The sequence below is a fragment of the Biomaibacter acetigenes genome, assembly GCF_003691585.1.
Taxonomy (GTDB): Bacteria; Bacillota; Thermosediminibacteria; order Thermosediminibacterales; family Tepidanaerobacteraceae; genus Biomaibacter; species Biomaibacter acetigenes.
In genome coordinates this window covers 367,862-380,900 of the sequence record NZ_CP033169.1, presented here as the reverse complement: position 1 = coordinate 380,900, position 13,039 = coordinate 367,862, and the positions used below count along the sequence as shown (strand labels likewise).

The window sequence follows — 13,039 nt, the reverse complement described above, 5'->3', positions numbered from 1 at the left end:
CTCCCCCCTGTATATATTTTGAAAAGATGTTGCCGTAGCTTACATACTTTTTTATTTAGTTTTATGGTTTCAAAACCTGTTTTTGTAATACTCCTCAAGCTTTTTATCACAGTGGGATTTTATCCATGCAATATCCTCCAGGGTAAGTTTTTTAAATATGTGACGGTTAAATTCCACATACTCGATTTCCCTGGACCTCTTCATGAAGCGCATGTCCTCAAACCGTTTAAAAGGATTCATAAGTATATTTCGTTCCACATCTTTACGGGTATAGCCCTCTTTGCAAAATATACTTGATTTCTTCTCCACCACAAGACCCTTGTTTTTTCTGGCAGTATAAAAATCAATAAAATAATCGACAATATCCTCGAGCTTAACTCTGCCGTTTTCATCCATATGTTCAAACAGGTCCTGAGAATTGTATTTGATGCCGTTTATCCTGACAGTGGAAAGATCTATATTTGTTTTTATCCTTATACACCGAATAGGTACCAATTCTCCGATTTCCACGGCCGTCTTCAGGTCAAGTTTATGAGCCACATTTTTAAAGATTTCCAACAGGTTTTCTCCATCCATCCTGTCAGGTGTGGCTGTAAGCCCGAGGGTGAATTCCGGTTTAAAATATGCCAGCACCTTTTTATAGGTGTTTGCCGTGCCGTGATGACATTCATCTATAATTACATATCCAAATTCCTCTGGCTTGAATTCATCCAGGTTCTGGGCCATCTTTACAACTACATTTTAAAAGATGTTGCAAAAAAAATAAAGAGCTGGAGTTAAATCTTTTTTAACTTTTGTTAATAATATGCCAATATCTTCTCAGAAAGCCCTTAATGATAGTTAATTCGATGAGTCAAAGAACCGTCCCCTGACTCACACTACTTCAGGGATAGGCCTACTTGATTTATTTTGCATTTAACTTCGATATTTACCGGAAGATCGGGGAAGACCTCATCACGCCACCTGTCTTCCATAGCCTTCCATTCTTTAGGAAAGTAAATGTGCACATGATTTCCAAAGCCGAAGACATCAGCATGGTATTTTTTTGCGGCCTTTAATGCCGCTTCCACTTCCTGCTTTATGGCTTTTTCCTCCAGGTCGGCGATTTTTTCCATGGTTCCGGGCTTTTCCAGGTCCAGTTGAACGTCTGTTTCGCCGATATTTCCTATCTGTTGTATCTTAACATTTATCCCGGGTTTGCCGTCTTTAAAATAGGGTATAATCTTGCTGGATACTTTTATTATTTCGATAGATATTTTGTTTTTCGGATCGTCTTTTACCCATGGGAACACCACTATGCCGCTTCTGACCTTGCCCAGCACCCACAAGACCCCACGGCTTTCGATCTCCGTTAGATAGCCTGCAAATTTTTCGTCTTTAAAGACTGCCGAACCGGTGATGAAGGGCTGATTTTTTTTGTCTTTTCTTACTACCGGCACGGCTACATCTCCACCTTTAGACTGTATCATCTGATGCACATGGAGCAGATCATTGGAGATGGTCTTGGACTTAAAGGTATTGGCTTTTATCTCATCGGCGATGGCTTTTGCCGGCAGCATTTCTAATGGGTGGACGGTGTTGAGAATATCCGCAGCTTTATCGGGAGTGACCAGGACCCAATTTCTCTCCCGAAGCTCCGGGTCCCGGAAAAAGAAATCCAGAAGTTGATTTAACCTGTATTCCCTTGCTATATCTTCATTGATTATAATTACTTGATTATAGCCATAAAATATCTTCCTGGAGGTATAATCGAGGATCCTGCGGACTGCATGAAAGATGGTTTCACCCACCGCAGAAAAGGTGGTATAAGGCTTTCCCCTGGCACCTCCGCCACCCCCGCCACCGGTCTGGCCCGTTGTCTTTATATTTGACGGGACCACCGTCTCTACCGTCAAAAGGATGTTGTCCCTTTCGGCAGGGTCGATGGCCACACCTATGCTTAAGCCGATTTCATTTAATTCTTTGCGATCCCAGCATCCTGATAGAAAGAGGGAAATTATTAGGATGAAGGGCATCAGTTTTTTGCAAAAACTCATGTTTCCTGTTCACCCTTTTTTCGAACCATGGCAAGTATCAAAAGAAAAAGTGGGAATACCAGCTCAAATATATAGTTATGTATGGGCCATATCGTGACAAAAAACCTGTTCAACTGGGCCGCATCCCTAAAAAAGACCCTTGAAAATATTAAAATAACAATTCCCGCAGGAATATATAAGAATCTATATGATTTGAGGTTAAAGAGCTGCCCTGTTACAAGGCAGGAGGCGTAAAAAAATACCGATATCTTTATGACTCTGCTCAGCACAAAGATAGAGAGGGCTATGGGGTCAAGATGTTCCACAAAATTGGCATAGCTTATGTAGCGGACGGCTAGATAGCCCCGATACAAGGTAGATTGAGCCAGGCCGGGTCCCATGACCCCTACGACCACGATGGTGGCGAATATCACGGCAACCCCCTGAATGATGCTCCCCAGAGCAAGAGATCGCCGGCATTCCCTGGGCTTGTTGATATAGGGCAGGGCCACCGCTACGAAAGCAACAAAGACAAAACTACCTGAGGACACAAAAGCGCCCCTTAAGATAGGTATAACGCCGTTTTCTAAGACAGGCTTTAAATTGTCCCAATTTATCTCCTTTAGCAGCAGAAAAAACGCCGTAAAATATAAGATTATGATGATGGGCAATACTATTTCATTGGTCCTGGCGATGACTTCCAGGCCCAAAAAGGCGATGTAGCCTGCAGTAAACAAAATTATGAGGGATATAACGAAAGGGGGAGTTTCGATGTAGATCATGGCTATGGAAAAGCTGGTAATTTCCCTCAAAAAGGCGGCTGAAGAAAATATAAAAAACCATATGTATAAAAGGGCAATAAAGTTACCCAAAAAGATACCGCAGATTTCCTTTAAGCAGGATGCAAACTCCATGCCGGGAAAGCGCATGGCCAGCTTTAAAACAACGCGGAGCATAACTAGTTGTATGGCGAGGGAGAGTATTTCCGCCAGCCACGAATCCTGGCGGCTGCCGGCAGCTACAGCGATTTGGGACATGGGGACCAAAAGGGCAGTTCCTATGGTTATCAACAGCCACATGAGCTGGCCTGCCCGGATTTTACCCTTTTCCAGCATGATGTCACCTCTATTTCTTCTATTTCTTGTCGGGTTCAGGTTTTTGACCATAGGGCTGCCTCTGGGGCTTTTTCCAGCCTATGAGGCGGGGCCGCATCCTCATCATCCACCAGGGAGCCCTTATACCTACATCTTTTAGGTCCCGGGGACTCAAGGGAGCTAGGGGGGAAAGATACGGTACGCCGAAGGAGCGAAGGGAAGCAAGATATGCTATTATAATGATGGTTGCCAGCATAACCCCCAAAAGCCCTATTACGGCACCGAGGATTAACAAGAAAAATCTTATGGGTATGAGGGCCGCCACCAACTCGGGGGTTGGGATGGTAAATACTGCCAGGCCCGTCAGAGCAGTTATTATCACCATGGCAGGGCTGGTGAGACCTGCACTGACGGCGGCATCTCCTATGATGAGGGTGCCTACGATGCTCACCGCCTGGCCTATGGTTCTGGGCATCCGGGTACCCGCTTCCCTTAATATTTCAAAGACTAAACCCATCAAAACGGCTTCAAAGAAAGTTGGGAAGGGGACACCTTCCCGAGCGGCGGCTATGGAGATGGCAAGGGGCGTGGGAATCATCTCCTGATGATATGTGGTTATGGCTACATAGACCGCCGGTAAAAAAACCGCTATCAACAATGATAAATATCGGATCCATCGGGTGAAACTGGCAAATACGAAGTTCATATAATAATCTTCACTACCTATAATATATTCCACAAATAGGGAAGGGGCAATAAGGGCGGAGGGAGAGCCGTCGACAATGATGGCAACCTTCCCCGACAACATTTCCCCTGCCACCACATCAGGCTTTTCGGTGCGGTGAAGCAGCGGAAAAGGAGTCAGATAATTATCCCTTATAAATTCCGCCACATAATTGGTATCCAGAACACCATCGATCTTTATGCGCTTTATTCTTCGCTTGACCTCTTCCAGGATCTTGCTATTGACAAGGCCGTCGATATAGAGCAAAGCCACCTCGGTATTAGTAATACTGCCAATTTTTATTATCTCTAACTTCAATTTTGGTGACTTTATTTTTCTGCGGATCAATGCGGTATTGGTTCTTAAGACCTCCGTAAAACCTTCCCTGGGCCCACGTATAACAGGCTCCACCATGGGTTCTTCCACGTTTCTGGAACTGTAGCCTTCGGTGCCTATTATCAACGCTTTGTCGAGACCGTCTATGAAGATGGCGGTGGAGCCCGAATTCACAAAGAACACGGCTTTTTCCAACTGCTTTGTATCCTTTAGACTGGCGGAAGCCAGCAGATGATTTTCTATGTAATCATAGGGATTATCTTTTAAAAAATTGTTTATCTTTTCTTCCTGAGAATTCAGCATGAGAGGCGTAACAATCGATTTATTTAAGAGCTCTTTATCAACCATGCCGTCGATGTACACCAGAAAAGCCGAAAAATCAGGGTTTTTTCCTATTTTAAATGGCCTTATTACCACATCATGGCAGTTCTTTGTCACATTTTGGAAATAGTGAAGATTTGCATTTATGTCTTTTTTTACAGGAGTGCTGCTTTCAGGAAACTCCCCCCGAAACTCCCCTTCGGTTTTTTCCTTCTTATTCAGCTTTTTTATGAGTCTAAACGGCCACAGCTTCTCCAGCATTTGCTTCTTCCTCCAAACACTGTCACGGGGATGGTTCCTTTGACAGGGACTTGTTACATTTTATGGGTCTTATGGACCATTTTTTTTTATGTTTTCCCTTATTACATCCTTATATTCATGTGTCAAGCGTAAAAGCTTCGGCAACTCGAAGGGCAATATAGCAAATATGGCAAATAATCAGCTGATCAAAAATGTATAGTAAGTACATAAAAATAACGCTTGAAAATTTCTCTCAAGCGTCTTTTGTGTCTTAAATGGAGCTGATGGAGGGATTCGAACCCTCGACCTGCGCATTACGAGTGCGCTGCTCTACCCCTGAGCCACATCAGCATGCATATATATTTTAACCTGTTTGGCTCTATTAGTCAATAACCAGGGCAACGACATGTAATGATTATTATCATTATAAAAAAGTAAGTAGGATAATGTTTAATATCCTTACCAGACCTCTCTAGACCTCGCTATTTCAAAAACTATGGCTGAAGTCGAGCCTGAAGCTTTACTTCAGGAGTCTTCCTATATCCTCCCTTTCGGGAATGGATTTCCGCCCCAATATTTTCTGTAAAGCCACATCAAAAAGTAGTCAAGACCATAGAAACCTGCGTTCATGCCGGCGAGGATGAGGATTATAGCTGCAGTGTACATGAGGCCGTTGGGAAACCTTTAATGGCTACTCCCGCCCTGGGTCCCACCCATACTCCCGCCGGGTCTATTAATTTGTGGTATCCAGCATTGAACCATTGAATTCCCAGCCAGACTCTCAGTATAAGCCATACAGGCCTTAATATCGGATTTTGAAAAATTTTGGCTATCAACTGGTTTTTCCTCCTATTTTCGTCATTTTATCCCAGATTCTTTTATATTTTTTCCATAATATCACAATTTATTTATATTGGAGTGTAGTAAGTTATGATAAATTTTTGTCAGTGATTATTATTATCACATGAAAATTATTTTTATTAAAAAATTTCTAATATAACAGGAGGAATTTGAAAATCTATGTCGAATACATTTATTATTAATAAGGTACTCATCTTTGATGAGGAGGTGGTTAATTTATCCAATGTGAAAGTAATATCAATCTGTTTTACAACTGAATATGGAAAATACTTCTAAGGAGGAAAAAACATGACTCTTGCTCACTGGATTTATGCTTTAGGTACTTTAGTCGTAGTATTGACCATGATTTTCCGCCGCAATGTTCTTATCCCATGTATTGTTTCTACTTTTTTGATCGGCCTGATATTTAAGGGTTCTCTGGTAGGCGCTGTAACCACCGTATTCAATGCCAATATTGCGGCTCTCTCCGAGCTGGGCAGCATTTTCGTCATCATCGGTCTTATGGTAGCCATGTTAAAATCCCTCAGCGTAACGGGAGCGGATGAACTACTGGTAGCCCCGCTCAAAAAGCTCATGGTGTCACCGTTAATCAGCTATATCGTCATCATAGTTTCCACATATGTTATTTCGCTTTTCTTCTGGCCCACACCGGCAGTTCCTCTTATCGGCGCATTGCTGGTTCCAGCTGCCGTTAAAGCCGGTTTGCCTCCGATGGCGGGCGCTGTGGCTCTGGCCCTTGCAGGACAGGGTATGGCCCTTTCCGGTGACATGGTCATCCAGGGTGCTCCCGGTCTATCCGCCAAGGCTGCAGGTATTCCGGTTCCTCTGCTGACCAGCCATGTAGCTGTACTTTCTCTGATAACAGGTATTGTGGCTATCATAATTGCTTATTTCATGATGCAAAAGGATATCGCCAAATTCCAGGCGGAGGGTATCAGGGAAATGGCAGCATCGAATGATGCTCATCCCGCCATGCAGGTGCAGGCAAAAGAGAAACAGGGTGAAGCTTATGCTCCTTTCCTGGTATGGCTTCTGATCCTTTCCATGGCGGCCGTAGTATTTGCCATGTTTGTCTTTGATATTAAGGGCGGTGATGCATCGGCACTGCTGGGTGGAACCGCTATCCTTATCATGACCGTGGCTACCCTTCTCGTTGAAGGTGTAAAAGGCCTCGACAAAATTGCGGATCATTTGACCGACGGCCTGGTGTTTGCCTTCAAGGTCATGGGTCAGATACTTCCCATTGCAGGTTTCTTCTTCCTGGGCAATCCCGAAGCCGTTGTGAAAATCATGGGAGAAGGCGCCCCCGGATACCTGTTCGATATCGGCAAGATGCTGGCCCAGGCCATTCCTCCTCAGGGATTTCTGTCAGCCTTCGGTATGTTGATTCTTGGTATCATCACCGGCCTTGACGGCTCCGGATTTTCCGGCCTTCCCATGACCGGAACACTGGCAGGCGCCATGGCAGGAGGAAATCACACCGTGGCTGCAACTCTGGCTTCCATCGGCCAGATCGGTGCCATCTGGTCCGGCGGCGGCACCATTATCGCCTGGAGCTCTCTGGTGGCCGTAGCCGGTATCGTGGGCGTGCCTGTGCTGGACCTGGTGAGAAAGAACTTTATTCCTGTCGTCATAGGCATGGTAGTTTCCACCATCGTCGGAGTGTTGTTCTTGATGTAACCTTTAAAAAAAGGAAGTGGGAAAATCCCGCTTCCTTTTTTACGCTATTATCTTCGTTATAAATACTACCATTTCGGCAGCCCATAAAAATATTATCTGGCTGAGAAGGGTCCCCAATATTTTCCCACCCACCAGAAATGCCACCATGGTGTTGGCCTCCTGACTTTCCCGCAATCCCTGCAGGGTTTGGTCCGTTATGATAGCCGCCTGGGGATCCACCACTACCGCCAGAAGTATGGTTGCCGCACCGTTTATGATTCCCGAAAGCTGACTTGCAGTTATGCGGTAATGGGGGTACCAGTGCCCCCGCATATATGGCTGCCAGTACTCCGATGGTGGATATGGAAGTTATGATAAGGTTTAACACCAGAAAAGTGGGCGGTATTTTTTCCGGTTTTAATCCTTTGAGCAGCGACAGCCCGGGCTTCACCAGGCTCTTTTTTATTTTTGCAATAGGTTGTTGAAATATCACCATGCCCATCAATTGCGGGATGGAACCTGCTTTCTCAAGGTTTATTATGCCTTTGGAAAATATGACCACAAAACTGGGAATTAAAGCGGCACCGAGCATACTTCCCAGTGTAGCCGATGCAATGATCCACCGAAAGTCATGGAGCAAAAATGCGGATGAACCCTGGTTTATGGCTTTATCCACTATGCTTCCAAGGAGCGGTGCCTGTATCATATTGGCGGTCCTGGATATAAGCACTATTATATTAAACAGGGAAATAGCCATAGCCAGGCGCTTTGTCCTGATGCCCGCCAGCCGTACGGAGTAAGATAGAGTATCCACCATGTGAATAGTAGCCGTAAAAATTATTACAATAATTAGTCTTTCCATGTTCTGCCCCATTTCCTGTAGTTAGTCTGTATAGCAATAAATATCATCCCCTGTATATTATATAATTAGATAAAACAATTATCAAGAAAGGAGAATGAATTTGCCGGAAAACTCAAAGGCGGAAGCCCTCCTCTTCGGCGGTGAAAACAGGATTTTTCTCGGCCATCTGAGGGAGATGATCGGTTCCTCCATAGATGTTGGCCTGACCTCCGGTATCATGATATCAGGCAGGCTGGTATCGGTCTTTGTCGACCATATTTTAGTGGAAAATCCACAGGGACGTTATCATATAAGACTGACTACTATAGAATATGTGAGACGCCCGTAGCCTTTTAGCCCTCCAGGGGCTTTTTTATATTTTCTGTGTTGAAAATGATTTTCTATTTTAGTTAATTAATATTATCATTTAAAATTTTTTAAAATTTACCTGTTGATTTTTTGTCGAATGCTGTATAATGATATATATTTCACAAATGGACTCATCATTGATGATCAGCATCATATAGGGGAGGAGAAAAATGTTAAAACAGGACTTCCGCCTATGCCGGGCGCCATGGCCGGTGGAGATCCTCATGTGGCCGCCGCCCTTGGTGCCATAGGCCAGATGGGTTCGGTATGGTCCGAAGGAGGCACTATAGTGGCATGGTCTTCTCTGGTAGCCGTTGCCGGTATAGTGGGAGTCTATAAAAGTTAAAGATTCCGCTTTAAAGGCAGAGCCTTTTTTTTGGTACTTCACCCTGGCAGACCGTATATTATATATTAGAAAGCAGTTTAATCAACAGGGAGGTTTTGATTTTGGAACAAATCCTTCAGGTCCAAAAAGAAAACAACTGGTACTATGTTTCTACAACACAGGCCTTAACGGATCTGCGGCTTCATGCCCACGAAATTGATAATCTGGTGCCATTCTGGTTTGGAGTTACGGAACAGGGAACTCTGGTGGACCAGTCCCAACCGGAAGCGCTTCAGGTGGCAAGAGCTAATAATCTGCCTATTTTAGCCATCGTCCATAATTATTCCGATCCTCAAATGTCGGAACTGATTCATGAACTTCTGACAACCCCGGCTCTTAGAGAAAATTTGGTGAATTCTATAGAAAATATGCTGGTTTCCAGAGGTTTTGCCGGAGTAAATATAGATTTTGAGTTTGTGCCGCCGCCCGACCGTCCAGCTCTCAATGCATTCATGGAGAACCTTTACCGGAGACTTTCACCCCGCTTCAGAGTCACTATTTCCGTTCCTGCGGAACTTCAGGAAAACCCCCAGCACCCCTTTTCAGGAGCCTTTGACTACGGGACCCTGGCCATGCTTGCCGACGAACTTTTTATCCTTGCCTATGATGAACACTTTTCCACTCCGGGCCCGGTGGCTTCCATAGGTTTTGTAAGGCGGGTGTTGGATTACGCCATCACCAGAATACCCCGGAATAAGATAAAGCTGGGTATGGCTGTCTACGGCTATGATTGGGTGGCCGCCGGAGGTATGCCCAGGACCCTCACTTACAATGAAGCCATAGCCCTGGCAAGGCAGTATGGGGCGACAATAACTTACGATGAACAGGCTCAGGAATCGACTTTTACTTACACGGCTAATGGAGTACAGCATATAGTCTGGTTTGAGGACGCCCGCAGCTTTTCGGCAAAACTTGATCTTGTCAACGAATATAATCTCGGCGGTATCGCCGTATGGCGCCTGGGTCAGGAAGACCCGAGGGTGTGGAACGTCATAAGAGCCAAATTAAAAACAAGATAAAAAGAAATTTCTTCCAGCATAACAATACCCCAATTAGTTAAACTAATTTATAGAATCTTATAAGGGAGGTTTTTATATGGCAAGAATTCACTGCAGCGTGTCCAATTGCAATTACTGGAAGAATGGCAACATCTGTGATGCTTCAGAGATAATGGTAACTTCTGACAAAATCGGCGACACCATGCCCGATAGTTTCGACGCTCCTCAGGCTTCCACCGCTCCCCAGACTCCCGTGAGCTCATGTATGGAGACCTGCTGCAAGACCTTCGTGCAGTCAGGTTCACCGGCTAAAAATGCCGATAGTATCTACAGGAAATAAAATTTTAAAGGCAGCGCTTTACACGCTGCCTTTAAAATTTATTTCCTTTTTATATCCACCCACATGAACTCCTTTATATAATCCGCATATATTTCAGCTCTATCCTTGTGATAGGAGTTGAGGTTTTTCTCTTGCCGGAATTTTTCCAGAAAATCGTCAATACCTTCCTCGTTGAAAATAGGAAGTTCCATATGTTTTCCACCTCGTTTTTTTTATTAAAATGCCAATATCATTATTATATTATGCAAAAAACGGCTTATGGATACTACCACAGCCGTTTTTTTCGGGAGAAAAGCATAGGAATACCCCTCCTTCCCAAAATAGTGTGATAGCGCTCCACCTAAGGCTCGGGAACCTTAAGTGACAGTCCTGCATCTCTTCGATGCAGGCCCAGCCCTGCTGCCTGCCGGCATCAGGACTTCGGCGGTGGCCCCTTTGGCCTTTTTCATCGGCTGCCGCCTCCAAAGGTTACTAATGGTACACCGCGCCTCTACCGCACCTCTAACGAGGTAAGGTATGTTATTTTTTAAAATAGTTTATTTTATTTTATATTGGTGAGCGGTGTTTGTCAACTGGCTTTTTTTACCACAATTTCTATATTGATATTTTCTCCATCCCTCCCATGTATTCCCTCAAAGCCTCCGGAATTACTACAGAGCCATCGGGCTGCTGATAATTTTCCAGTATGGCCGCAGTGGTCCTGCCCACTGCCAGCCCTGACCCGTTTAGCGTATGGACGAACTGCGGTTTTGCACCTTTTTCCGGCCGGTACTGTATCCTGGCACGGCGGGCCTGGTAATCCTTGAAGTTGCTGCATGAAGATATCTCCACATAACGGTTGTAGCTGGGCATCCACACTTCTATATCATAAGTTTTAGCCGATGAAAAGCCCAGGTCACCGGTACACAGCTCTACCACCCGGTAGGGAAGCCCCAGGATCTGAAGGACTTCTTCGGCATCTTTTGTTAATTTTTCCAGTTCATCCATGGAAGTTTCCGGTTCGGTGAACTTCACCAGTTCCACCTTGTTGAACTGGTGCTGCCGTATGAGTCCCCGGGTGTCCCTGCCTGCAGAACCCGCCTCAGCCCTGAAACATCCGCTGTAGGCCACATAGTATATGGGAAGGGTATCTTTTTCCAGAATCTCTTCCCGGTGCAGGTTTGTCACCGGGACTTCCGCCGTGGGTATCAGGAAGTAATCGGTATTGTTATAAAGTTTAAAGGCATCCTCCTCGAACTTGGGAAGCTGCCCGGTGCCTGTCATGCTGTCACGGTTTACTATAAAGGGCGGAAATATCTCGGTATAGCCGTGTTTTTCTATGTGAAGGTTCAGCATGAAATTTATGAGGGCTCTCTCCAGTCGGGCCCCGGCTCCCTTATACACCGTAAATCTGGACCCGGTGATTTTTCCCGCTCGGTTGAAATCCAGGATGTTAAGAGCCTCACCTATATCCCAGTGGGCCTTGAAATCAAAGTTAAAGGTCCTGGGGGTTCCCCACCTGCGCACCTCCACATTGTCCGCATCACTTTTACCCACAGGCACCGTATCATCGGGGATATTGGGTATCGTTAGAAGGATTTTTTGAAGGCTATCCTCCAGGGCATTGATCTTTTCATCCATTTCCTTTATGTTCTGGGATACTTCCCGCATTTTGAGGATGAGGTCTTCTGCAGGCTCACCGGCCTTCTTCTTCCTGGCTATCTCTTCTGATTCCTGGTTTCTCAAGTTTTTCAGCTTTTCTGCTTCAAAGAGCAGGTTTCGGCGCTCTTCATCCATTTTCATGAATTCATCGAGAGCAGCCTCTATGCCTCTTTTCTTGAGGGCATCCCTTACCACTTCCGGATTCTGGCGTATGAATCTAATATCCAGCATTGTTTATACCTCCTGAAAAATTTTTTTAGCTTGTTTGTAATAAAACCATATAAAAAATCCTCCTGCCCATCAAGGGGCGGAGGACCCGCGTTGCCACCCTATTTTATAACTCAATTGCCATAACGGGAAATACCCGGGGCCTCTTCAAAGGCGCTGCTTCGGGGCGGAATTCGGCAGGTTTTTTTGCCTGCTCGCACCCACCGCAGGCTCTCTGTGAAAAAGACCTTGCTTACTTTTCCCCTTCATCGCATTCTTGTTTTATAGTTTATGAACTTAATTATATCCAATAATTTTCAGAAAATCAAGGGCCAAACAGTGCCAAACAGAAATTGGATTTCCGAGCAGAAAGACAATAGGCAACCTCACTTAATTTCCTCGCTCAAATGTTGGCATTAAAACCAGGTAATGATATAATATTATTACTATCAAGGGGTAACAGTTTAGGTTTTTGGTCCGGAAAAATCTGCAAATTTTTCAGGAGGTTTAACATGAACGAACAAATTAAAAAACTGGCCTTTCTGGGCCTTTTCATGGGCCTTCTGGTCATCGCCACATCGGTGCTGCGCTTTCCAGTGCCAACTTTTAACCTTTATTTTAATCTTGGCGAATCGGTCATATATCTGGTGGCCCTCATTTACGGCGGACCCACCGGAGCCCTTATTGGAGGGGTTGGTTCCGCCCTTTCCGACCTTATGGCCGGCTATCCGGTATGGGCACCCATCACCTTTGTGATTAAAGGTCTTGAAGGTTTCATAGTGGGCGCCGTAGCCCGAAAGGCAAATCCCTATATAGCAGTAGTCATGGGAGCCATTTTGATGATGACAGGATACGCCGCTGCGGCAGGAATACTTTATGGTATAGGTGCAGTGCCTGTAGAGCTTGCCGGAGATTTCATTCAGGTCAGTGCCGGCGCTGTTATAGCTCTTTTTCTGCATAGCAGGTTAAAAAATCTTTCCTTTAACGATGAGGATAAATTTTAGAGGT

At 45.0% G+C, this 13,039-nt stretch carries 14 protein-coding genes, 1 tRNA gene, 1 riboswitch and 1 other annotated feature; of the genes, 6 read left to right on the top strand and 9 right to left on the bottom strand.

Translation table 11 applies throughout. The features are described 5' to 3' along the window. Positions 1-69: 69 nt before the first annotated feature. The 6 genes from D2962_RS01835 to D2962_RS01810 form a co-directional block, all read right to left on the bottom strand. Positions 70-726 carry a DEAD/DEAH box helicase family protein gene (locus tag D2962_RS01835; protein WP_122013928.1) on the bottom strand — a complete coding sequence of 219 codons (657 nt, stop codon included), beginning with the start codon at positions 724-726 and terminating at the stop codon, positions 70-72. A gap of 152 nt (positions 727-878) precedes the next feature. Beyond that, the gene (locus D2962_RS01830) at positions 879-2,036 is read right to left on the bottom strand and encodes a Ger(x)C family spore germination protein (RefSeq protein ID WP_122013927.1); all 1,158 of its coding nucleotides are present in this window, start codon (positions 2,034-2,036) and stop codon (positions 879-881) included. Further along, the gene (locus tag D2962_RS01825) at positions 2,033-3,181 is read right to left on the bottom strand and encodes a GerAB/ArcD/ProY family transporter (RefSeq protein WP_122013926.1); all 1,149 of its coding nucleotides are present in this window, start codon (positions 3,179-3,181) and stop codon (positions 2,033-2,035) included. Before D2962_RS01825 ends, D2962_RS01830 begins: the two co-directional genes overlap by 4 nt. Then, a complete protein-coding gene (locus D2962_RS01820; RefSeq protein ID WP_122013925.1) occupies positions 3,150-4,751 on the bottom strand; it encodes a spore germination protein in 1,602 nt (533 codons plus the stop codon). Before D2962_RS01820 ends, D2962_RS01825 begins: the two co-directional genes overlap by 32 nt. Positions 4,752-5,006: 255 nt before the next feature. Then, positions 5,007-5,081 (bottom strand) — tRNA-Thr (locus tag D2962_RS01815). Between the two features lie 296 nt (positions 5,082-5,377). Further along, positions 5,378-5,566, bottom strand: coding sequence for a hypothetical protein (locus D2962_RS01810; RefSeq protein ID WP_122013924.1), 189 nt, complete (start codon positions 5,564-5,566; stop codon positions 5,378-5,380). Between the two features lie 313 nt (positions 5,567-5,879). Here D2962_RS01810 and D2962_RS01805 point away from each other — a divergent pair, with 313 nt between their 5' ends. Beyond that, on the top strand, positions 5,880-7,271 hold the full coding sequence (locus D2962_RS01805; RefSeq protein WP_122013923.1) for a hypothetical protein: 1,392 nt from the start codon (positions 5,880-5,882) through the stop codon (positions 7,269-7,271). Here D2962_RS01805 and D2962_RS19805 read toward each other — a convergent pair. Beyond that, a complete protein-coding gene (locus tag D2962_RS19805) occupies positions 7,222-8,112 on the bottom strand; it encodes a lipid II flippase family protein (RefSeq protein WP_281273718.1) in 891 nt (296 codons plus the stop codon). The two genes, D2962_RS01805 and D2962_RS19805, sit on opposite strands and share 50 nt — an antisense overlap. A gap of 100 nt (positions 8,113-8,212) precedes the next feature. On the opposite strand from D2962_RS19805, the gene D2962_RS01795 reads away from it, so the two are divergent. The 4 genes from D2962_RS01795 (at position 8,213) to D2962_RS01780 (ending at position 10,183) form a co-directional block, all read left to right on the top strand. Then, complete coding sequence (locus D2962_RS01795; RefSeq protein WP_162991056.1) at positions 8,213-8,440, top strand: DUF2642 domain-containing protein; 228 nt, start codon at positions 8,213-8,215, stop codon at positions 8,438-8,440. A gap of 117 nt (positions 8,441-8,557) precedes the next feature. Next, the gene (locus D2962_RS01790) at positions 8,558-8,806 is read left to right on the top strand and encodes a hypothetical protein (protein ID WP_122013921.1); all 249 of its coding nucleotides are present in this window, start codon (positions 8,558-8,560) and stop codon (positions 8,804-8,806) included. A gap of 101 nt (positions 8,807-8,907) precedes the next feature. Next, positions 8,908-9,864: a glycosyl hydrolase family 18 protein gene (locus D2962_RS01785; protein WP_222927626.1), complete on the top strand. Its 957-nt coding sequence runs from the start codon at positions 8,908-8,910 to the stop codon at positions 9,862-9,864. Between the two features lie 76 nt (positions 9,865-9,940). Next, the gene (locus D2962_RS01780; protein WP_120768594.1) at positions 9,941-10,183 is read left to right on the top strand and encodes a DUF1540 domain-containing protein; all 243 of its coding nucleotides are present in this window, start codon (positions 9,941-9,943) and stop codon (positions 10,181-10,183) included. Between the two features lie 38 nt (positions 10,184-10,221). On the opposite strand, the gene D2962_RS17390 is transcribed toward D2962_RS01780, so the two are convergent. After that, positions 10,222-10,374, bottom strand: a complete 153-nt coding sequence (locus D2962_RS17390; protein WP_162991055.1) for a hypothetical protein — start codon at positions 10,372-10,374, stop codon at positions 10,222-10,224. A 130-nt stretch (positions 10,375-10,504) separates the two neighbouring features. Continuing rightward, positions 10,505-10,684, bottom strand: a riboswitch (Lysine riboswitch). 93 nt (positions 10,685-10,777) lie between these two features. Beyond that, the gene (serS, locus tag D2962_RS01775; RefSeq protein WP_122013920.1) at positions 10,778-12,055 is read right to left on the bottom strand and encodes a serine--tRNA ligase; all 1,278 of its coding nucleotides are present in this window, start codon (positions 12,053-12,055) and stop codon (positions 10,778-10,780) included. A gap of 69 nt (positions 12,056-12,124) precedes the next feature. After that, positions 12,125-12,310: a binding site (T-box leader), on the bottom strand. A gap of 233 nt (positions 12,311-12,543) precedes the next feature. Between serS and D2962_RS01770 the strand changes: the two genes are divergently transcribed. Next, positions 12,544-13,035: an ECF transporter S component gene (locus tag D2962_RS01770; RefSeq protein WP_120768610.1), complete on the top strand. Its 492-nt coding sequence runs from the start codon at positions 12,544-12,546 to the stop codon at positions 13,033-13,035. The last annotated feature ends 4 nt before the right edge of the window (positions 13,036-13,039 follow it).